The sequence below is a fragment of the Streptomyces sp. NBC_00454 genome, assembly GCF_041434015.1.
Taxonomy (GTDB): domain Bacteria; phylum Actinomycetota; class Actinomycetes; order Streptomycetales; family Streptomycetaceae; genus Streptomyces.
The window spans coordinates 1,657,320-1,677,981 of record NZ_CP107907.1 but is presented as its reverse complement, the minus strand read 5'-3'; the positions used below and the strand labels follow the sequence as shown (position 1 = coordinate 1,677,981).

Annotated in this window: 16 protein-coding genes; 12 read left to right on the top strand and 4 right to left on the bottom strand. The window is 72.6% G+C overall.

Features of this window, described 5'->3' with window-relative positions; genetic code table 11:
• Window positions 1-41: 41 nt before the first annotated feature.
• From OHU74_RS07790 to OHU74_RS07775, 4 genes are all read left to right on the top strand, one after another.
• Window positions 42-1,112 (top strand): HAD-IIA family hydrolase, encoded by a 1,071-nt coding sequence (locus OHU74_RS07790; RefSeq protein ID WP_371615210.1) that lies wholly within the window; start codon window positions 42-44, stop codon window positions 1,110-1,112.
• A gap of 74 nt (window positions 1,113-1,186) precedes the next feature.
• Window positions 1,187-2,236, top strand: a complete 1,050-nt coding sequence (locus OHU74_RS07785; RefSeq protein WP_371615209.1) for a FecCD family ABC transporter permease — start codon at window positions 1,187-1,189, stop codon at window positions 2,234-2,236.
• Window positions 2,233-3,318 (top strand): FecCD family ABC transporter permease, encoded by a 1,086-nt coding sequence (locus OHU74_RS07780; RefSeq protein WP_371615208.1) that lies wholly within the window; start codon window positions 2,233-2,235, stop codon window positions 3,316-3,318. Before OHU74_RS07785 ends, OHU74_RS07780 begins: the two co-directional genes overlap by 4 nt.
• Window positions 3,319-3,356: 38 nt before the next feature.
• Entirely contained in the window at window positions 3,357-4,190 is an 834-nt protein-coding gene (locus OHU74_RS07775; RefSeq protein WP_371615207.1) for an ABC transporter ATP-binding protein, read from the top strand.
• A gap of 28 nt (window positions 4,191-4,218) precedes the next feature.
• Here the strand turns inward: OHU74_RS07775 and OHU74_RS07770 are convergent, their stop codons facing one another.
• Window positions 4,219-4,566, bottom strand: a complete 348-nt coding sequence (locus OHU74_RS07770) for an SCP2 sterol-binding domain-containing protein (protein ID WP_371615206.1) — start codon at window positions 4,564-4,566, stop codon at window positions 4,219-4,221.
• A 65-nt stretch (window positions 4,567-4,631) separates the two neighbouring features.
• On the opposite strand from OHU74_RS07770, the gene OHU74_RS07765 reads away from it, so the two are divergent.
• From OHU74_RS07765 to OHU74_RS07745, 5 genes are all read left to right on the top strand, one after another.
• Window positions 4,632-4,937: a hypothetical protein gene (locus OHU74_RS07765; RefSeq protein ID WP_371615205.1), complete on the top strand. Its 306-nt coding sequence runs from the start codon at window positions 4,632-4,634 to the stop codon at window positions 4,935-4,937.
• A gap of 7 nt (window positions 4,938-4,944) precedes the next feature.
• Window positions 4,945-5,760 carry a TlyA family RNA methyltransferase gene (locus tag OHU74_RS07760; protein WP_330295680.1) on the top strand — a complete coding sequence of 272 codons (816 nt, stop codon included), beginning with the start codon at window positions 4,945-4,947 and terminating at the stop codon, window positions 5,758-5,760.
• A gap of 38 nt (window positions 5,761-5,798) precedes the next feature.
• Window positions 5,799-6,725 carry an NAD kinase gene (locus tag OHU74_RS07755; RefSeq protein WP_371619606.1) on the top strand — a complete coding sequence of 309 codons (927 nt, stop codon included), beginning with the start codon at window positions 5,799-5,801 and terminating at the stop codon, window positions 6,723-6,725.
• Between the two features lie 165 nt (window positions 6,726-6,890).
• Window positions 6,891-8,618: a DNA repair protein RecN gene (recN, locus tag OHU74_RS07750; protein ID WP_371619605.1), complete on the top strand. Its 1,728-nt coding sequence runs from the start codon at window positions 6,891-6,893 to the stop codon at window positions 8,616-8,618.
• 191 nt (window positions 8,619-8,809) lie between these two features.
• Window positions 8,810-9,889, top strand: coding sequence for a glycosyltransferase family 4 protein (locus OHU74_RS07745; protein WP_371615204.1), 1,080 nt, complete (start codon window positions 8,810-8,812; stop codon window positions 9,887-9,889).
• 258 nt (window positions 9,890-10,147) lie between these two features.
• Here OHU74_RS07745 and OHU74_RS07740 read toward each other — a convergent pair whose 3' ends face one another.
• Window positions 10,148-11,764: a PucR family transcriptional regulator gene (locus OHU74_RS07740; RefSeq protein ID WP_371615203.1), complete on the bottom strand. Its 1,617-nt coding sequence runs from the start codon at window positions 11,762-11,764 to the stop codon at window positions 10,148-10,150.
• Window positions 11,765-11,946: 182 nt separating this feature from the next.
• On the opposite strand from OHU74_RS07740, the gene OHU74_RS07735 reads away from it, so the two are divergent.
• Both OHU74_RS07735 and OHU74_RS07730 read left to right on the top strand, forming a co-directional pair.
• Window positions 11,947-13,479 carry an APC family permease gene (locus tag OHU74_RS07735; RefSeq protein WP_371615202.1) on the top strand — a complete coding sequence of 511 codons (1,533 nt, stop codon included), beginning with the start codon at window positions 11,947-11,949 and terminating at the stop codon, window positions 13,477-13,479.
• Between the two features lie 14 nt (window positions 13,480-13,493).
• Window positions 13,494-15,128 carry an FAD-dependent oxidoreductase gene (locus tag OHU74_RS07730; protein WP_371615201.1) on the top strand — a complete coding sequence of 545 codons (1,635 nt, stop codon included), beginning with the start codon at window positions 13,494-13,496 and terminating at the stop codon, window positions 15,126-15,128.
• A 9-nt stretch (window positions 15,129-15,137) separates the two neighbouring features.
• On the opposite strand, the gene OHU74_RS07725 is transcribed toward OHU74_RS07730, so the two are convergent.
• Window positions 15,138-16,520: an FAD-binding oxidoreductase gene (locus tag OHU74_RS07725; protein ID WP_371615200.1), complete on the bottom strand. Its 1,383-nt coding sequence runs from the start codon at window positions 16,518-16,520 to the stop codon at window positions 15,138-15,140.
• Window positions 16,521-16,644: 124 nt separating this feature from the next.
• On the bottom strand, window positions 16,645-18,450 hold the full coding sequence (locus OHU74_RS07720) for a glycoside hydrolase family 15 protein (RefSeq protein WP_371615199.1): 1,806 nt from the start codon (window positions 18,448-18,450) through the stop codon (window positions 16,645-16,647).
• 474 nt (window positions 18,451-18,924) lie between these two features.
• Here OHU74_RS07720 and OHU74_RS07715 point away from each other — a divergent pair, with 474 nt between their 5' ends.
• The gene (locus OHU74_RS07715) at window positions 18,925-20,595 is read left to right on the top strand and encodes a CTP synthase (protein ID WP_371619604.1); all 1,671 of its coding nucleotides are present in this window, start codon (window positions 18,925-18,927) and stop codon (window positions 20,593-20,595) included.
• Window positions 20,596-20,662 lie beyond the last annotated feature (67 nt).

Genomic DNA, 20,662 nt, shown 5'->3' with positions numbered 1-20,662 from the left:
TACGGAAACCGGACAAGATCGATGCACGAGGAGCTGACACCATGACCCGGCAGAGCAGGACCAGTCCCGCGGGCAGTGAGCGGAGTCTGCACCAGGCGTACGACACGGCCCTGCTGGACCTCGACGGGGTGGTGTACGCGGGCGGCGAGGCCATCGCGCACGCCGTGGACTCGCTGGCGGCGGCGCGGGCCGACGGGATGCACCTCGCGTACGTCACGAACAACGCGCTGCGCACTCCGGACGCGGTCGCCGAGCACCTGAGCGAGCTCGGGATCCCGACGGAGGCCGCCGAGGTGATCACCTCGGCGCAGGCCGTGGCCCGCCTCATCGCCGAGCAGGTGGCGCCGGGTTCGAAGGTGCTGGTGATCGGCGGCGAGGGGCTGCGGGTCGCGCTGCGCGAGCGCGGGCTGGTGCCGGTGGACTCGGCCGAGGAGGAGGGGCTCGCCGCGGTGGTCCAGGGGTACGGGGGCCCCGACCTGCCGTGGGGGCGGTTCGCGGAGGCCTCGTACGCGATCAACCGCGGGGTGCCGTGGTACGCGTCCAACACCGATCTGACGATTCCGGGGGCGCGGGGGATCGCGCCGGGCAACGGGGCCGCGGTGGAGGTCGTACGGATCGCCACGGGAGCGGAGCCGCAGGTGGCTGGCAAGCCGCTGCCCCCGATGCACCGGGAGACCGTGCTGCGGACCGGGGCGAAGCGGCCGCTGGTGGTGGGGGACCGGCTGGACACCGACATCGAGGGCGCCTTCAACGGGGAGGTGGACTCGCTGCTGGTGCTGACCGGGGTGACCGACGGGGCGCAGCTGCTGCGGGCCGAGCCGAAGTACCGGCCGACGTACGTGGACCGGGACCTGCGCGGGATGCTGACCGGGCAGCCCGAGGTGGTGCCGGCCGGCGGGGCCGAGGGCGGCTTCCGCTGCGGGGAGTGGACGGCGGTGGCGCGCGGCGGCGTACTGGAGCTGCGGGGCGAGGACGGCGACGCGTCGGGTGTGCACGGTGGGCGTGGCGCCATCGACGGGCTGCGGGCGCTGTGCGCGGCGGCCTGGAGCCACGCCGGGGACGGTGCGTGCGGCCTGGACGCGGGGAAGGCGCTGGCCCGGCTGGGGTTGTAGGCGGCGGGCTGCAGGAGGCGCCGGGGCTGTTCGGGGGATCCGAGCATCGCGCAGGGTAGGCTAACCTAACTTTCGTGTTGGTTGAGAGTCCCCCCGAACAGAGCGCGGCGCCGCCGGCGGCCGCCACCCGCCCGCGCCACGGCGCACGGGCCGCCGGTCTGCTGGCCGCCTTCGGCGTCCTGGCGCTGATCGCGGTGGCGAGCATCGCCGTCGGCGCCAAGCAGATGCCCGTCCAGGAGGTCTGGCACGGCCTGTTCCACTACTCCGGAACGACCTCCGACGTCGTGGTGCGGGACCTGCGGGTCCCGCGCACCCTCCTCGGCATGCTCGTCGGGCTCGGGCTCGGCCTGTCCGGGGCCGTGATGCAGGCACTGACCCGCAATCCGCTGGCCGAGCCCGGAATCCTCGGCGTCAACGCCGGGGCCGCGGCCGCCGTCGTATCGGCGATCAGCTTCTTCGGGGCCGACTCGCTGAGCGAGTTCGTCTGGTGGGCCTTCCTCGGCGCGGCCCTCGTCTCCGTCCTCGTGTACGTGCTCGGCGGCAGCCGCACCGCCACCCCGGTGCGCCTCGCGCTCGCCGGTACGGCGGCCAGCGCGGCCCTCGTCGGCTACATCAACGCCGTGCAGCTGATGGACAGCAAGGCACTGGACAAGCTGCGCTTCTGGACGGTGGGCTCGCTGGCCTCCGCCAACATGGACACCGTCGAGCAGGTGGCGCCCTTCCTGATCGTCGGCGCCGTGCTCGCGCTCATGCTGGGCCGCCCGCTCAACGCCATGGCGTTGGGCGACGACACCGCCCGCGCGCTCGGCGCGAACCTGACGCGGACCCGGATCGGCGCGATGGCCGCCGTCACCCTGCTGTGCGGGGCGGCGACCGCGGCCTGCGGCCCGATCGTCTTCGTCGGCCTGATGGTCCCGCACCTGGTCCGGGTGTTCACCGGGCCGGACATGCGCTGGGTGCTCGCCTACTCGGCGGTGCTCTCGCCCGTGCTGCTGCTCGGCGCCGACGTCATCGGCCGGGTCGTCACCCGGCCGGCCGAACTCCAGGTCGGCATCGTCACCGCCCTCATCGGCGGACCCGTCTTCATCTACCTCGTCCGGCGCAAGAGGATGGCCCAGCTGTGACAGTGACCTCCGTACGCCGGAAGGAACCCACGGCCCGGACCGGCCGGACCGGACCCCGGCCGCTGTACCTGCCCGGCGGGATATCCCTGCGCGTCGAGCGGCGGGCGCTGGGCGTGGGGGCGCTGCTCCTGGTGCTCGTGCTGGCGATGGCCGTGCTCCTCATCGGCACCGGCGACTTCGACATCGCCCCGTGGGACGTCGTGCAGACCCTGTTGGGCAACGGCACCCCGGCGCACGAGTTCATCGTCAACGACCTGCGGCTGCCGCGGGTCCTGGTCGCGGTGCTGGTCGGCGCGGCCCTCGGCATGGCCGGCGCCCTCTTCCAGTCCGTCTCGCGCAACCCGCTCGGCTCCCCGGACGTACTGGGCTTCGGCTACGGCTCGGCCGTCGGCGCGCTGCTCGTCATCATCGTCTTCAAGGGCGGCGCCGGCGAGGTGGCCGCCGGGGCGCTGGTGGGCGGCCTGGTGGCCGGACTCGTCGTCTACCTGCTCGCCTACAAGCAGGGCATCCACGGCTACCGGCTGGTCCTCGTCGGCATCGGAACCTCCGCGATGCTGACCGCCGTCATCCAGTACCTGCTGACGAAGGCTCAGCTCGTCGACGCCACCCGCGCGATGGTCTGGCTGACCGGGTCGCTGGCGGGCCGGGACTGGGCGCAGGTCTGGCCGCTGCTCGCCACCTGCGCGGTGCTGTTCCCGCTGGTCCTCGGTCAGAGCCGGGCCCTGCGGATGATCGAGATGGGCGACGACGCGGCGTACGCGCTCGGCGTGCGCGTCGAGCGGGTCCGGCTGCTGCTGATGGTGGCGGCGATCCTGCTCACCACCGCGGCCAGCGCCGCGGCAGGTCCCATCAGCTTCGTGGCGCTGGCCGCGCCGCAGTTGGCGCGCCGGCTGACCCGGTCGCCCGGAGCGAGCCTGCTGACCGGCGCGCTGATGGGCTCCCTGCTGCTGCTGGTGTCCGACTGGGCCTCCCAGCGGGCCTTCGGGGCCGATCAGCTGCCGGTGGGCGTGGTGACGGGCCTGGTCGGCGGCGTCTACCTGTTGTGGCTGCTCGTCACCGAGCGCAAGGCGGGCCGGATATGAGGAACGAGATCAGCGTGAGCGACCAGAGGAGCGGGCAAGTGCAGAGGCTGACCGCGGAGAACGTGACCCTCGGCTACGACCAGCGGGTCATCGCCGAGAACCTGTCGGTGGAGATCCCGGACAACTCCTTCACCGTGATCGTCGGCCCCAACGCCTGCGGCAAGTCCACCCTGCTGCGCGCCCTGTCGCGGATGCTGAAGCCCTCGCGGGGGCGGGTGCTGCTGGACGGGCAGGCCATCGGGTCGATGCCGGCGAAGAAGGTGGCCAGGACGCTGGGGCTGCTGCCGCAGTCCTCGGTCGCGCCCGACGGGATCACCGTCGCCGACCTGGTCTCGCGCGGCCGCTACCCGCACCAGGGGCTGCTTCGGCAGTGGTCGCAGGAGGACGAGCGGATCGTCGCCGAGTCGATGGCCTCCACCGGGGTCGCCGAGCTCGCAGACCGGGCCGTGGACGAACTCTCGGGCGGCCAGCGCCAGCGGGTGTGGATCGCGATGGCGCTGGCGCAGCAGACGCCGCTGCTGCTGCTGGACGAGCCGACCACCTACCTGGACATCCAGCACCAGATCGACGTGCTGGACCTGTGCGCGGAGCTTCATGAGAGCCAGGGCCGGACGCTGGTGGCCGTGCTCCACGACCTGAACCATGCAGCGCGCTACGCCACCCACCTGATCGCGATGCGGGACGGGAAGGTCGTCGCCGAGGGGCCGCCGGCCGAGGTGGTCACGGCGGAGCTCGTGGAGCGGGTGTTCGGGCTGCGCTGCCAGATCATCCAGGACCCGCAGACGGGGACCCCGCTGGTGATCCCGGCGGCCCGCAAGGCCCGTAAGAGGGCCGCGGTCGTGGCCGGGGCCGCGATCTCGGCCGTGGCCTAGGCCGGAACCCTGAGGCTGCGCGGGAGCGTTACAGCAGGCTCTTGAGGCGGAGCAGGTCGCGGAAGCCGGCTTCCAGGCGGATCCGGCCGGAGGCCCAGGCCTTGGCGAACTTCAGCTCGCCCGCGACCAGCGCGACCAGGTCGTCGCCGGTCATGGCGAGGCGGATCTCGGCCTTGGCGCGCGGCGGGCCGGGCACCACGGCGTCCACGCGGATCCGGCCTCCGTCGAGGCGGCCGGTGAACGTCCGGTCCAGGTCGGTGATGTGGCAGCTCAGCGAGCGGTCGAGCGCGGTCGCACCGCGCACGTCGCCTTCGGCCCGCGCCAGGTTGTCGGAGAGTTGGTCGAGTGCTTCACGGCACTCCTCGATCGTAGCCATCGTGATCACGACGGTACCGCAGAGCCGTGCGTGGCCGCGGGCGCGGTTGGGGGTAGCGTCGGGGCATGACCGACGAAGCGGCCCAGGCGCCACTCCAGGATCCGCCGGCGCAGGCCCCCGGGGCCGCGGAAGCCGACCACGGGCCCGCGGAAGCCGACCACGGGCCCGCCGGCCCGGCCGCGCTGGGCCTCGTACGCACCCCCACCGGGCACGCCGAGGTGGACGCGCGGCTGGAGCGGCTGGCGGATGCCGACGGGCTCCCGGCGGACGGACACGTCGAGGTGTACGAGGATGTGCACAGGGGGCTGCGCTCCGCGCTGACCGCGCTGGACGCGCCGACCGGCCCCCGTCCGTACGAAAACAGGAGCTGAACCGATCGTGGCAGGAGTGGCACGCCGCCGCCTGGACGCCGAACTGGTACGCCGCAGCATGGCCCGCTCACGCGAGCACGCCGCGCAGCTGATCGCGGCGGGCCGGGTGACCGTGGGCGGCAACACGGCGACGAAGGCGGCCACCCAGGTCGAGACCAGCGCGGCCCTCGTCGTCCTCAAGGACGAGGACGATCCCGACTACGTCTCCCGGGGCGGCCACAAGCTGGCGGGCGCGCTCGCGGTCTTCGGGCCGCAGGGGCTGCTCGTCGAGGGCCGCCGGGCCCTGGACGCGGGCGCCTCCACCGGCGGTTTCACCGATGTGCTGCTGCGCGCGGGCGCCGACCACGTGATGGCCGTCGACGTGGGCTACGGGCAGCTCGCCTGGTCGCTGCAGAGCGATGACCGGGTCACCGTGAAGGACCGTACGAACGTGCGCGAGCTGACGGTCGAGCAGCTCGACGGGGTCCCCGTGGACCTGGTCGTCGGCGATCTGTCCTTCATCTCGATCGGTCTGGTGCTGCCGGCCCTCGTACGGTGCTGCGCGCCGGACGCGGACCTCGTGCTGATGGTCAAGCCGCAGTTCGAGGTGGGCAAGGAGCGGCTCGGCAGCGGCGGGGTGGTGCGCAGTACGGAGCTGCGCGCCCAGACCGTGCGGGATGTGGCGGCGCAGGCCTGGAAGCTGGGCCTGGGCGTGGTCGGGGTCACGGCGAGCCCGCTTCCGGGTCCGTCCGGCAACGTCGAGTATTTTCTGTGGCTGAGGGCGGGGGCACCGGCGCTCGACCCGGCGGATGTTGACCGTGCAGTGGCGGAGGGGCCGCAGTGACCAGTTTCTCGGTGGAATCAGCACAGTCGCGGGAATCAGTGCAGTCGGGGGAATCAGGGCAAGCGCAGTCGGGGCAGCGGACCGTCTTCCTGCTCGCGCACACCGGGCGGCCCGCGGCCATCCGCAGTGCCGAGCTGGTCGTACAGGGGCTGCTCAAGCACGGACTGGGCGTACGCGTGCTGGAGCACGAGGCGGTGGACCTGCCGCTGCCGCCCGAGGTGGAGCTCGTGGCCGAGTGCACCCCGGAGGTGTTCGACGGGTGCGAGCTGCTCATCGTGCTGGGCGGCGACGGGACCCTGCTGCGCGGAGCGGAGTTCGCGCGCGGCTCGGGGGTGCCGATGCTGGGCGTCAACCTGGGCCGGGTCGGGTTCCTCGCGGAGGCCGAGCGGGACGACCTGGACAAGGTCGTGGACCGGGTCGTGGCGCGGTCCTACGAGGTCGAGGAGCGGATGACCCTCGACGTGGTCGTGCGGACCAACGGGGACGTCGTGCACCGGGACTGGGCGCTGAACGAGGCGGCCGTCCAGAAGGTGTCCCCGGAGCGGATGCTGGAGGTGGTCCTGGAGATCGACGGGCGTCCGGTGTCCGGCTTCGGCTGTGACGGGATCGTCTGCGCGACTCCCACGGGCTCGACCGCGTACGCCTTCTCGGCCGGCGGGCCGGTGGTCTGGCCGGAGGTGGAGGCGCTGCTGATGGTGCCGATCAGCGCGCACGCGCTGTTCGCGAAGCCGCTGGTGACCTCTCCGGACTCGGTGCTGGCGGTGGAGGTGCAGACCGGCACCCCGCACGGGGTGCTGTGGTGCGACGGGCGGCGGACGGTGGAGCTGCCGGCCGGGGCCCGGGTCGAGGTCCGGCGCGGGACGGTGCCGGTGCGGCTCGCGCGGCTTCACCACGCTTCGTTCACGGACCGGCTGGTCGCGAAGTTCGCGCTGCCGGTGTCGGGGTGGCGCGGGGCGCCGCACTAGGCCCTGGCGGGCCGACAGCGGGCCGACAGCGGGCCGAGGACGGGCCGATAGCGGGGCGGTGACGGGCGATCCTACGTAAATCGTATGACTGTTCGAGCTGGTCTGGGCGGGTGACGTCACATGGCACCCGGGAAACCTCGGTATCGTCGTCCCGTGCTTGAGGAGATGCGGATACGGTCGCTCGGGGTCATCGACGACGCGGTGGTCGAGCTGTCGCCCGGTTTCACCGCGGTGACCGGCGAGACCGGCGCGGGCAAGACGATGGTCGTCACCAGCCTCGGGCTGCTGCTCGGCGGGCGCGCCGATCCCGCGCTGGTGCGGATCGGGGCCAAGGCGGCGGTCGTCGAGGGCCGCATCGTCATGCGCCCGGACGCCCCCGCCGCCCTGCGCGCCGAGGAGGCCGGGGCGGAGCTCGACGACGGCGCCCTGCTGATCAGCCGGACCGTCTCAGCCGAGGGCCGCTCGCGCGCCCACGTCGGCGGCCGCTCGGTCCCCGTCGGGCTGCTCGCCGAACTCGCCGACGACCTCGTCGCCGTCCACGGCCAGACCGACCAGCAGGGCCTGCTCCGCCCCGCCCGGCAGCGCCAGGCCCTCGACCGGTACGCGGGCGACGCGGTCGCCGTCCCGCTGGAGAAGTACGCCGCCGCCCACCGCAGGCTGCGCGCGGTCTCCGCGGAACTCGAAGAGATCACCACCCGGGCCCGGGAACGCGCCCAGGAGGCCGATCTGCTGCGCTTCGGGCTCGACGAGATCGCCGCCGTGGAGCCGGTCGCGGGCGAGGACGCCGAGCTGGCGGCGGAGGCCGAACGCCTCGGACACGCCGAATCGCTGGCCTCGGCCGCGCAGATCGCCCACGCGGCCCTCGCGGGCAACGTGGAGGACCCCGAGGGCGTGGACGCGGGCGCGCTCGTCGCCGGGGCGCACCGCGCACTGGAATCCGTACGTGCGCACGACCCGGCGCTCGGCGTGCTCGCCGAGCGGATCGGGGAGCTGGGGATCCTGCTCGGGGACGTGGCCGGTGAACTCGCCGGATACGCCGACGACCTGGACTCCGACCCGCTGCGGCTGGCGGCCGTGGAGGACCGGCGGGCGGCGCTGACCCAGCTGACGCGCAAGTACGGGTCCGCCGACAACACGGTCGACTCCGTACTGGAGTGGGCCGAGCGGGGCTCCGTACGGCTGCTGCAGCTGGACGGCGACGACGAGCGGATCGGCGAGCTGACCGTGGAGCGGGACGGGCTGCGCCTGGAACTCTCGGCCCTGGCCCAGGCGTTGACCGATGCGCGGGGCGAGGCGGCGACCCGCTTCGCGTCGGCGGTCACCGAGGAGCTGGCCTCGCTGGCGATGCCGCACGCGCGGGTCACCATCGACATCCGCCAGACCGAGGACCCCGAAGGGGTGGAGGTCGGCGGCCGCCTCGTCGCGTACGGGCCCTCGGGCACCGACGAGGTCGAACTGCTGCTGGCCCCGCACCCCGGCGCCCAGCCGCGGCCGATCGCCAAGGGCGCGTCGGGCGGTGAGCTGTCCCGGGTGATGCTGGCCGTCGAGGTCGTCTTCGCGGGCTCCGACCCGGTGCCCACGTACCTCTTCGACGAGGTGGACGCGGGAGTCGGCGGCAAGGCGGCCATCGAGGTCGGGCGCCGGCTCGCGAAACTGGCCAAGTCGGCGCAGGTCGTGGTGGTCACCCACCTGCCGCAGGTGGCGGCCTTCGCGGACCGCCAGCTGCTGGTGGAGAAGACCAACGACGGCTCCGTGACCCGCAGCGGCGTCACCGTCCTGGAGGGCGAGGACCGGATCCGCGAACTGTCGCGGATGCTGGCCGGCCACGAGGACTCGGCCTCGGCCAGGGCGCACGCCGAGGAGCTGCTGGCGGCGGCGCGGGCGTCGTCGTAGGCGGCTTCCCGGCCGTCCGGTCCGGGCGGGGCGCAGTCGTCAGGCTGACGCCCCGCTAGCCCGTGTGGGTGAGGCTGGGGGGTGCACAGCGGTATCTCGTACGGGATCCGCACCCGTATGGTCCCGGAACGCGCGTGCGGACTGGCATTCTGGGCGACGTCTCTGCCTCCCTCACCCTGGAGCTTCGGCCCGTGAGCAGCTCCCCGGTCACCGTCCCTGTCCTTCGCACCGTCCAGGTGCTCGGCGGCGCGAGCGGTGGTGCGCACGTACGGTCGCTGGCCACCGGGCTCGCCGCCCGGGGCGTACGCGTCACCGTGTGCGCCCCCGTCGAGGCGGAGGGGGAGTACGACTTCACCGGCGCCGGAGCGCGGTACACCCCGGACGCGGTGAGTGCCCTGCGGGCCGCCTGCATCGAGGCCGACGTGGTGCACGCGCACGGCGTACGGGCCGGCATGCGCGCGACCCTGGCCCTGCGCGGCCGCCGGATCCCCCTGGTCGTCAGCTGGCACGGCGGCGGCCCCGGCGCCGGCCGCCTCAGCCTGCTGCTGGAACGGCACGTCGCCAGGGCCGCGGCGATCGTCCTCGGAGCCTCCTCCGCGCAGGTGGACCTGGCCCGGCGGCTCGGCGCGCGCGACGCGCGGCTGGCGGCGGTGGCCGTACCCGTGCCGGAGGGGCCGGCGGCCGTCCCGGACCCGGGCGACCCCGGCAAGGTGCGGGCGGAACTCGGCGTCGTGGGAAGGCCGTTGCTGATCGCGGTCGGCAGCCTGGTGCCCCGGCGCGGGTACTCCGTACTGCTGGACGCGGCGCGGGCCTGGCGGACGCTGGACCCCATGCCGCTGCTGGTGATCGCGGGGGAGGGCCCGCTGCGCGCGGAACTCGCGCGGCGCATCCACCTGGAAGACCTGCCGGTCCGGCTGCTCGGCCGCCGCCGGGACGCGGCGCGGCTGCTGGCCGCGGCGGACGTCGCCGTGCTGTCGAGCCGGTGGGAGGCGCGGTCGCCGCTGGCGCAGGAGGCGCTGCGGGTGGGCGTGCCGTTGGTGGCGACGGCGGTGGGCGGTCTTCCCGAGCTGGTGGGGGAGGCCGGTGTACTGGTCCCGTACGGGGACCCGGACGCGCTGGCGTCGGCGGTGTCCGGCCTGCTGGCGGACCCCTCCCGCCGGGCGGCCCTGGCGGTGGCGGGTCGCGCCCAGGCGGGGACGTGGCCGTCGGAGGACGACACGGTGGCGCAGGTCCTGTCGGTGTACGACGAGCTGGTCGACCGCCGGCGGTAGGCCGCTGCGCGGGGCCTGTCCCCTACCCGCCCTTCCACCGTTCCCCGGGGCTCCGCCCCGGACCCCCGCGCCTCAAACGCCGGCGGGGCTGGATTTGGTCGGCGGGGCTGGAAAGATCCAGCCTCGCCGGCGTTTGAGGCGCGGGTCCGGGCAGCGCCCGGGGAACGGTGGAAGGGCGGGTAGGGGACACGCCCCGCAGGGCCGACCACCCGCACCCGCCCACCGGGCCCCGCGCCGGGACGGTGGTGGCGGGCCCGTCTAAGAGGTATGGCGGCGCGCCCGGAGCGCCAGGCTCAGGGAGAGGACCGTCTCCGGGTCGTCCAGGTCCGCGCCCAGGAGTTCCGAGATGCGGGCCAGGCGGTTGTACAGGGTCTGGCGGTTCAGGTGGAGCTCGCGCGCGGTCTCCGCCTTGCGGCCCGCGTGGGCCAGGTAGGTCTCCAGGGTGGGGAGCAGCGGCGGCCGGGAGACGGTGTCGTGGACCCGTAGGGCGCCGATCGCGCGGTCCACGAAGGCCGCCAGGTCGGGGTGTTCGCGCAGCCGCCACAGGAGGAGGTCGATGTCCAGGCGCCGGGCGTCGTACCAGGGCCGGGCGGGGAGTCCGTGCGCGGCCGTCGCGGTCTCCGCGGCGTGGCGCAGGCCCGCCGAGGCGGCCGCCCAGCTGCCGCAGACCCCGACGACCACGGCGGGCGGAGCCCCCGCCCGGTCGAGGCCGGCCCGTTCGACGCCGGCCCGCAGCGCCGCGGCGACCCGGTCGGCGACCGTGGTGCGTTCGGCGTCGCTGCGCAGGGAGACCAGCAGGGGGACGCGGCCTTCCACCGGGCGGACTCCGAGGAGCACCGGGACGCCGACCGAGGAGAGTTCCTCGAGGACGGCGCGGGCCAGGACCGCCCAGTTCCCCGACGGGGCCAGGTCCGAGGAGAGCCGCATGACCACCGGGAGCAGGGGGCCGGTCCCGGGCTTGAAGCCCAGCACGCGCGCTTGCGCGGGGGCGTCCTCCGCCGAGATCCGTCCCTCCGACAGGTCGGTCAGGAAGTCCCCGCGGCCGCGCGCGGCCAGCTCGTCCTCCTGCCGGGCCTGCATCAGTACGACGGCCAGTACGCCCGCCGTCCGCTCGGCCGCCATCCGGTGCACGGGCAGCAGCGGGGCGCCCACGCCGAGCAGGACCAGCCGGGCCCGGACCGATCCGCTGCCGTGGCCGCCGCCGGGGACGTCGACCACCACGGCGTTGCCGGAGGGCTCGGCCGGGCGCTGGCCCCGTAGGCCCTCCCACACCTGGAGGGGGTCGGCGGCGGCTTCGCCGGCGACCGGTCCGGCCGCGTAGAGGAGCTGTCCGTCGGGGGTCTCCAGGAAGACGGGGTTGGCCGTGAAGTCGGCCAGGATGTGCAGGACCTGGGGGATTCCGCCGCCGCCCAGCAGGGCCTCGGTGCACCGCCGGTGGACCTCTTCGGCCCGCTGGAGCAGGGCGTAGTGGCCGTTGACGATCTCGGTGTGCACCTCCTCCGTCACGGTCACGAAGGGGACCTCGCGGTGCAGCTGGACCAGCGGGAGGCCGGCCGCGCGGGCGGTCTCCACGATCGTGGCGGGCAGCCGGGTGAACCGCGGGCCCAGTTCGACGACCAGTGCGGCGATGCCGCGGTCCGCGAGGCGGCGTACGAAGGCGCGCTGCTCGGCGGGCCGGGTGCCGAGGCCGAGCCCCGTGGTCAGCAGCAGCTCGCCGCCCTTGAGCAGGGACGCGATGTTGGGGACCTCGCCCGCGTGCACCCAGCGCACGTTCCGGCCGAGCCGGTCGGCGCAGGCCACCACCTCGGGCAGCCCGCTGCGCAGCCCCGGCAGCTCCAATGCCCGCTGAACCGTGATCCCGCCCTGGTTGTCCATATCGCGGACGGTACCGGCCGCCCTGTTCCCGGAACATCACCGGGCGGTTACGGCGTCCGTTATGCCCCCGTCCGGCCTGACAACTCGTCGGCATTACAAGGGGATTATCGGACCGCATGCCGATTGTGGTCTACGTCACTCAGGCAGAGAGTAGGCGCCCTCACGACAGGAAACGAGGAGCCATGAGTACGGAAAGCAGCGCGGGCAACGGCGTACCCCAGGTCCAACGGCTCAAAGCCAATTCGGTGGGCCTGGTCGGCGTCGTCTTCATGGCCGTCGCCACCGCCGCCCCCATCACCGCGATGACCGGCAACCTCCCCATCGCCGTCGGCTTCGGCAACGGCATCGGCGCGCCCGCCGGCTACCTCTTCGCGACCGCCGTACTGACCGTCTTCGCGGTCGGCTACGTGGCCATGGCCAAGCGGATCACCGCCGCCGGCGCCTTCTACGGGTACATCTCGCACGGGCTCGGCCGGATCGCAGGCATGGCCTCCGGGATGCTCGCGGTCCTCGCTTACATCGTCTTCGAGGCCTCGATCGTCGGCGTCTTCTCCTACTTCACCAAGACCACCGTCCACGACCAGCTCGGCATCGACCTGCCGTGGATCGTCTACGCGGCCGCCATGCTCGCGATCACCGCCGCCCTCGCCCACTTCGACATCAACCTCACCGCCAAGGCGCTGGGCGTGATGCTCGTCGCCGAGATCGCGGTCCTCTTCGCCGTCGCCACCGCCGTCCTGATCGCGGGCGGCGGCCCGGACGGGATACCGGTCGCGCCCCTCAACCCGAAGAACGCCTTCACCGGCACCTCCGCCGGGCTCGGCCTCTTCTTCGCCTTCTGGTCCTGGGTCGGCTTCGAATCCACCGCCATGTACGGGGAGGAGTCCAAGAACCCGAAGAAGGTCATCCCCAAGGCGACCCTGATCTCCGTCGTCGGCGTCGGCCTCTTCTACATCTACGTCTCCTGGATGACCATCGCCGGCAACGGCCTCGCCAAGTCGGTGGAGCTCTCCGCCTCCGCGAGCCCCCTCGACCTGTTCTTCGCCCCGACCCAGACCTTCATCGGCGCCTGGGCCGTCGACGCCTTCCAGTGGCTGCTGCTCACCGGCTCCTTCGCCTGCGGCATGGCCTTCCACCAGTGCGCCGCCCGCTACCTCTACGCCATCGGCCGCGAGGGCTTCCTCCACCCGGGCCTGGGCCGCACGCACCCCAAGCACGGGTCCCCGTACATCTCCTCCATGGTGCAGACGGCCATCGCCACCGGCCTGGTCGCACTGTTCTGGCTGACCGGGCAGGACCCCTACGTCCACCTGTACACGCTGCTCGCGATCCTCGGCACGATGGCGATCCTCATCGTCCAGACCCTGTGCTCCTTCGCGGTGATCGGCTACTTCCGCAAGAACCACCCCGAGGACCGGCACTGGTTCCGCACCTTCACGGCCCCGCTCGTCGGCGGCATCGCCATGGCCGCCGTGGTCGTGCTGCTGCTGGTCAACATGAAGACCGCGGCCGGGCTGGCCGCCGACTCGTTCTTCTTCACGCTGATCCCGTGGATCGTCGGGGTGGTGTTCTTCGGCGGGCTCGGACTCGGCCTGTGGCTGAAGTTCAAGGCCCCCGAGCGCTACGAGATCATCGGCCGCGTGGTCCTGGAGGACGCGGCCGAACGCGCCGACGACCCCGCCCCCGCCGCCCCCTCCGCCGCGACCGTCCGATAAGGAGAGCCACCGCCATGGCCCGTACTCCGCTGATGCACGCGCTGCGACAACTCGCAGCCGAACACGCCGCCGCCCGCCGCCTGGGCCTGCCCGTGGCAGAGGTCCGCGGATCCACCCGCCGCCAGCTGCTCGGCCGGGCCGCCGCCCTCGGCCTCGGCACCGCCCTGGCCTCCTCGGCGGGCGCCACCGCCCACGCGGTGGAGGCGCTCCCGGAGAAGAAGCCCGTCACCCCCGCCCGGGTCGCCATCGTCGGCGCCGGCATCTCGGGGCTGACCGCGGCCCTCACCCTCCAGGACGCCGGGGTGAACTGCACGCTCTACGAGGCCAACCCGAGCCGCGTCGGCGGCCGCATGTGGAGCCAGCGCTCCCTGTGGGGCTACGGGCAGACCTCCGAGATCGGCGGCGAGCTGATCGACACCAGCCACAAGAAGATCCTGGAGCTGTGCCGCCGCTTCAACCTGCCCACCGAGGACTTCCTCGGCGGCGGGCCCAACGGGGCCGAGGAAGTCCTCTGGTTCAACGGGACGTACTACCCGCGCGAGCAGGCCGACGTGGACTTCAACGCCGTCTACCAGGCGCTGCACCGCGACCTCCAGGAAGCCGGCGAGGTCTCCTGGAACTCGACGACCCCCGCCGGCACCGCCCTCGACAACATGACCCTGTACCAGTGGATCGAGACCCGGATCCCCGGCGGCCACGGCTCGCAGCTCGGCCGCTTCATCGACGTCGCCTACAACGTCGAGTACGGGGCCGACACCGATCAGCAGTCCGCGCTCGCCCTCGTCCTGCTCATGGGCTACCAGTCCAACCCCGGCAACTTCAACGTCTGGGGCCTGTCCAACGAGCGCTACCACATCACCGGCGGCAACGATCAGCTGCCGAACGCCATAGCCAAGGCCCTGCCCGCCGGTTCGCTCGTGATGGGCCGCGAGCTGACCGCCGTGCGCGTGGCCGCCGACGGCACCCAGACGCTGACCTTCAACGACGCGGGCGCCACCCGGACGGTCGTCGCGGACCACACGATCCTGTGCCTGCCGCTGCCGATCCTGCAGCGGATCGACCTCACCGGGGCCGGCTTCGACCCGCTGATGAAGAACCTGCTGCGCGATGCGCGCATGGGCTACTGCACCAAGCTCAACATGCAGTTCACCAGCCGCCCCTGGCGCGGCACCGGCCCCTGGCCGGGGGTCTCCGCGGGGGACTGCTTCACCGACACCGAGGTCCAGCAGACCTGGGACACCACGAAGGTGCAGCCCGGCAACGCGGGCATCCTGCTCCAGTACGGCGGCGGCACCCTGGCCGGCTCCCTCACCCCGGGCAGTCCCTTCGCCACCGATTCCGACCCCTACGTACGCACCCTCGCGGGCCGGATGCTCACCGGGATCGACGCCTTCTTCCCCGGCACCAAGGCCGCCTGGACCGGGCGCGCGCAGCTCTCGGCCTGGCACCGCAACCCGTACTCCCTGGGCGCGTACTCGTACTGGCCGACCGGCTACCTCCACAAGTACGCCAAGTACGAGGGCACCGCTCAGGGCCGGATCCACATCGGCGGCGAACACTGCAGCTACGACTTCCAGGGCTTCATGGAAGGCGGGGCCACCGAGGGGGAGCGGGCGGCGAAGGAGGTGATCACCGCCCTGACCGTCTGACCGAGGGGCTCAAGCGGGCTTGATGTTGTGGTTGAAGCGGAAGACGTTGTCCGGGTCGTACGTCCGCTTCACCGCACCCAGCCGGGCCAGGTTGTCCGCGCCCAGCCCGGCCACCACGCGCTCCGGGCCCTCGTCGCCGGTGAAGTTGAGGTAGACCGCGCCGCTGCTCCACGGCTGCACGTCGGCCCGTACGTCCTTGACCCACTGGCGGCAGCGGGCGTCGTCGGCGGGGTCCTCCCAGATGCCGAAGGGGTGCACGGCCCACGGGGAGTCCCGGTACGGAACCGGGAACTCCGTGGGGCCCTGCGCGATGGCGCCGCCCAGCGGGAACATCACGTGCTGGGTGCCGGTCGGCACCGGCATCGTGTCCGCGCGGGCGCAGAACACGTCCACCAGCTCGTCCGGGAGACCGGTCAGGTACTCCGCGGACCAGTAGTTCCGCAGTCCGGGCGGATCGTCCATCATGCACTGGAAGTCGGGGTACGGGATCGCGGTCAGCACCTCGGCCACGTGCGGCAGGGCCAGCAGCGGCCCGGCGATCTTGCGCAGGGCCTCCTCGCCGCCCGCGTACGTCACCAGGGCGCCCGCGAGCAGGGTCCCGATCAGGTGCTCCGGCACGAAGGGCTCCGGCGGGCCGGTCATGTAGAGCACGCCGCCACTGACCTCGGGTCCGGCGGTGGCGATCAGCTCCCGGTACGCGCGCAGCACCTCGGGTCCCGACTCCGGCGGGTAGAGCAGCAGACAGATCGCGTACTCGGGCAGCTCGTGCAGGCGCAGCGTCAGGGAGGTGGCCACGCCGAAGTTGCCGCCGCCGCCGTGCAGGGCCCAGAACAGCTCCGGATGGTCCTCGGCGGTCGCGGTCAGGGTGCTCCCGTCGGCGGTGACCAGGTCCACGCCGAGCAGGTTGTCCACGGCCAGCCCGAAGTCCCGGTCCAGCCAGCCGGATCCGCCGCCCAGTACGAAGCCCGCGACGCCCGTGGTGGAGACGCGGCCGCCGGTGGTGGCCAGGTCGTAGGGCTGGCAGGCCCGGTCCAGGTGGCTCATCACCGCGCCGCCGGCCACCCGGACGGCCTTCGCCCCCGGGTGCACGGTGACCTCGTTCATCCGGCGCATGTCGACGACGACCCCGCCGTCGTTGAGGGACATCCCCGCCACGCTGTGGCCGCCGCCGCGGACCGCGACGGGGAGGTCCAGCTCACGGGCGAAGCGGACCGTGGTGACCACGTCCGCTTCGCTCTCGCACTGGGCGATGACCGCCGGGCGCCGGTCGATCATCGCGTTGAAGATCGTGCGGGCTTCGTCGTAGCCCGGATCGCCGGGGGCGAACACCTCGCCGGCGAGGTCCTCGCGGAGCGCGGTCAGGGCCGTGCCCGCCTTCGAAGTGGGGGCCATCGCTGTCGCCCCTTTCCGCGCGGAGCCATGGGACCACTCCAGCGTAGGCGGGGGTGTTGCCGGGGGCGCGGCGAGCGGCGCCCCCTCGCAGGCGCCGCCGCCGAATGCTTCCGCCCCCGCGCGCCTACCCCCCGTACGCCCCGCTCGCCGTGAGCCGCAGGGCCGTGTCGATCAGGGGGACGTGGCTGAAGGCCTGGGGGAAGTTGCCCACCTGCCGCTGGAGCTTGGGATCCCATTCCTCGGCGAGCAGGCCCAGGTCGTTGCGGAGCGAGAGGAGCTTCTCGAAGAGGCGGCGGGCCTCGTCGACGCGGCCGATCATCGCCAGGTCGTCGGCCATCCAGAACGAGCACGCGAGGAAGGCCCCCTCGTCCCCCTCCAGGCCGTCCACGCCCGCTTCCTCGCCCGCCGTCGGATAGCGCAGGATGAAGCCGTCGGGGGTGGACAGCTCGCGCTGGATCGCCTCGATCGTGCCGATCACCCGCTTGTCGTCCGGCGGCAGGAAGCCCATCTGCGGGATCAGCAGGAGGGAGGCGTCCAGCTCCTTGGAGCCGTAGGACTGCGTGAACGTGTTGCGTTCCTTGTCGTAGCCCTTCTCGCACACGTCCTGGTGGATCTCGTCGCGCAGCTCGCGCCACCGCTCCAGCGGCCCGTCCGCGTCCCCGCTCTCGATCAGCTTGATCGTGCGGTCCACGGCCACCCACGCCATCACCTTGGAGTGCACGAAGTGCCGGCGCGGGCCGCGCACCTCCCAGATGCCCTCGTCCGGCTGGTCCCAGTGGGTCTCCAGGTAGCGGATCAGTTTCAGCTGGAGCAAGGACGCGTAGTCGTTGCGCGCCAGACCCGTCATGTGGCCCAGGTGCAGGGCCTCGGTGACCTCGCCGTACACATCGAGCTGGAGCTGCCCGGCGGCGCCGTTGCCGACCCGGACCGGGCGCGAGCCCTCGTACCCCGGCAGCCAGTCGAGCTCGGTCTCGCCGAGCTCCCGCTCACCCGCGATCCCGTACATGATCTGCAGGTTCTCCGGGTCACCGGCCACCGCGCGCAGCAGCCAGTCCCGCCAGGCGGCGGCCTCGTCGCGGTACCCCGTGCGCAGCAGCGAGGAGAGGGTGATGGCGGCGTCGCGCAGCCAGGTGTAGCGGTAGTCCCAGTTGCGGACCCCGCCGATCTCCTCGGGCAGGGAGGTGGTCGGCGCGGCGACGATCCCGCCCGTGGGGGCGTACGTGAGGGCCTTGAGGGTGATCAGGGAGCGGATCACCGCCTCCCGGTACGGGCCGTGGTACGTGCACTGCTCGACCCAGTCGTGCCAGAACCCGGTGGTGGCCGTCAGGGCCTCCTCGGCGTCCGGCTGCTGCGGCGGCTCCTTGTGCGAGGGCTGCCAGCTGATGCAGAAGGCCATCCGGTCGCCGGGGCCGACGGTGAAGTCGGAGTACGTGGTCAGGTCCTTGCCGTAGGTCTGCGCCTCGGTGTCCAGCCAGACCGAGTCGGGGCCCGCGACGGCGACCGTACGTCCGTCGACCTTGTGCACCCAGGGCACCACGCGGCCGTAGCTGAAGCGCATCCGCAGGGCGGAGCGCATCGGGACGCGCCCGCTGATGCCCTCCACGATGCGGATGATCTGCGGGGCGTGGTTCTCGCGCGGCGGCATGAAGTCGATCACGCGGACCGTGCCGCGCGGGGTGTCCCACTCGGATTCCAGGACCAGCGAGTCACCTCGGTAGCGGCGGCGCGAGGCGCGCGGGGCCTCGGCGCCGGCCGGGAACGCCGGACCGATCCGCCAGAACCCGTGTTCCTCGGTACCGAGGATGCTCGCGAAAACAGCATGGGAGTCGAAACGTGGCAGGCACAACCAGTCCACTGCCCCGTCCCGGCAGACCAAAGCCGCGGTCTGCATGTCCCCGATCAGTGCGTAATCCTCGATGCGCCCGGACACGTTGCATCTCCAGTCGAACAGCACGTCCGCCCCGTAGGGCGCTGGCATTGCGCGGTCGCGCGGTAGGGCAGAGCTCCCGTCCCTCTGTGTGTGGAACGCCGCGCCCCGCCCATAATTCCGGAACCGGTCGGGTTACGCCGTTCGCGGGGCTGCTCGACGGTGTATTGATCGATCTCCGAGCAGGATAAGACGGAACCCTAGTGATCCAGCTGAGTCCCGGGACAATGGCGCTCGGCCGAACGGGTGAGCAGGAACGATGTCCCCGTGACGAGGGTCCGGACAGGCTCCGGCGCGTGGCCGGAAGCGGACCGGCCCGGGCGCTGATAGGCTGGTATCCCGTGGACCGGTGGTCTGCCTGTGCGAATCAGGAGCCCCGAAACCGCAGCTTCGGCGCCCCCTGAGACCCCTCCGGATCGACGGTGGCAGGCGCCGGACGCACCTCACCTCGCGACCCACGGGAGCCCCCTCTTGGCGATGCCGTCCGCTGCTTCTCGAAACAGCACAGCCATGACGACCAAGCACATCTTCGTCACCGGGGGTGTCGCCTCCTCTCTCGGCAAGGGCCTGACGGCCTCCAGCCTGGGTGCGCTGCTGAAGGCGCGCGGTCTGCGGGTCACGATGCAGAAGCTCGACCCGTACCTGAACGTCGACCCCGGCACGATGAACCCCTTCCAGCACGGCGAGGTGTTCGTCACCAACGACGGCGCCGAGACCGACCTGGACATCGGTCACTACGAGCGCTTCCTCGACGTCGACCTCGACGGCTCGGCCAACGTCACCACCGGCCAGGTCTACTCGCAGGTCATCGCCAAGGAGCGGCGCGGCGAGTACCTCGGTGACACCGTGCAGGTCATCCCGCACATCACCAACGAGATCAAGCACCGCATCCGCCGCATGGCGACCGCGGACGTCGACGTGGTCATCACCGAGGTCGGCGGCACCGTCGGCGACATCGAGTCCCTGCCGTTCCTGGAGACGGTCCGCCAGGTCCGCCACGAGGTCGGCCGCGACAACGTCTTCGTCGTGCACATCTCGCTGCTGCCCTACATCGGCCCCTCCGGCGAGCTGAAGACCAAGCCCACCCAGCACTCGGTGGCGGCCCTGCGCAACATCGGCATCCAGCCCGACGCCATCGTGCTGCGCGCCGACCGCGAGGTCCCCACCTCCATCAAGCGCAAGATCTCGCTGATGTGCGACGTCGACGAGGCGGCCGTGGTCGCGGCGATCGACGCCAAGTCCATCTACGACATCCCCAAGGTGCTGCACACCGAGGGCCTGGACGCCTACGTCGTGCGCAAGCTCGACCTGCCGTTCCGCGACGTCAACTGGACGGTGTGGGAGGACCTGCTGGACCGGGTCCACAACCCCGACCACGAGGTCAAGGTCGCGCTCGTCGGCAAGTACATCGACCTGCCGGACGCCTACCTGTCGGTGACCGAGGCGCTGCGCGCCGGCGGTTTCGCCAACCGGGCCCGCGTCGAGATCAAGTGGGTCACCTCCGACGACTGCAAGACCCCGGCCGGCGCCGCTGAGGCGCTCGGCGACGTGGACGCGATCTGCGTGCCCGGCGGGTTCGGCGACCGCGGGGTCAACGGCAAGGTGGGCGCGATCACCTACGCCCGCGAGAACAAGATCCCGCTGCTCGGCCTGTGCCTGGGTCTGCAGTGCGTGGTCATCGAGGCCGCGCGCAACCTGGCGGGCATCGAGGACGCGAACTCCACCGAGTTCGACGCCTCCACCCCCAACCCGGTGATCTCCACGATGGAGGAGCAGCTGGCCTTCGTCGAGGGCGCGGGCGACCTGGGCGGCACCATGCGCCTGGGCATGTACCCGGCGAAGCTCGCCGAGGGTTCCATCGTGCGCGAGGTCTACGGCGACCAGGCGTACGTGGACGAGCGCCACCGCCACCGCTACGAGGTCAACAACGCCTACCGCGGCGAGCTGGAGAAGAAGGCCGGTCTGGTCTTCTCCGGCACCTCCCCGGACAACAAGCTGGTCGAGTACGTCGAGTACCCGCGCGAGGTGCACCCCTACCTGGTGGCCACCCAGGCCCACCCGGAGCTGCGCTCGCGCCCGACGCGCCCGCACCCGCTGTTCGCGGGTCTGGTCAAGGCGGCCGTGGAGCGCCAGCAGGCCGCGAAGTAGCAGCTCGACCGCATAACGTTGGCAGCCGGGGTACGGAGATCCGTACCCCGGCTGTCGCGCGTTGTGG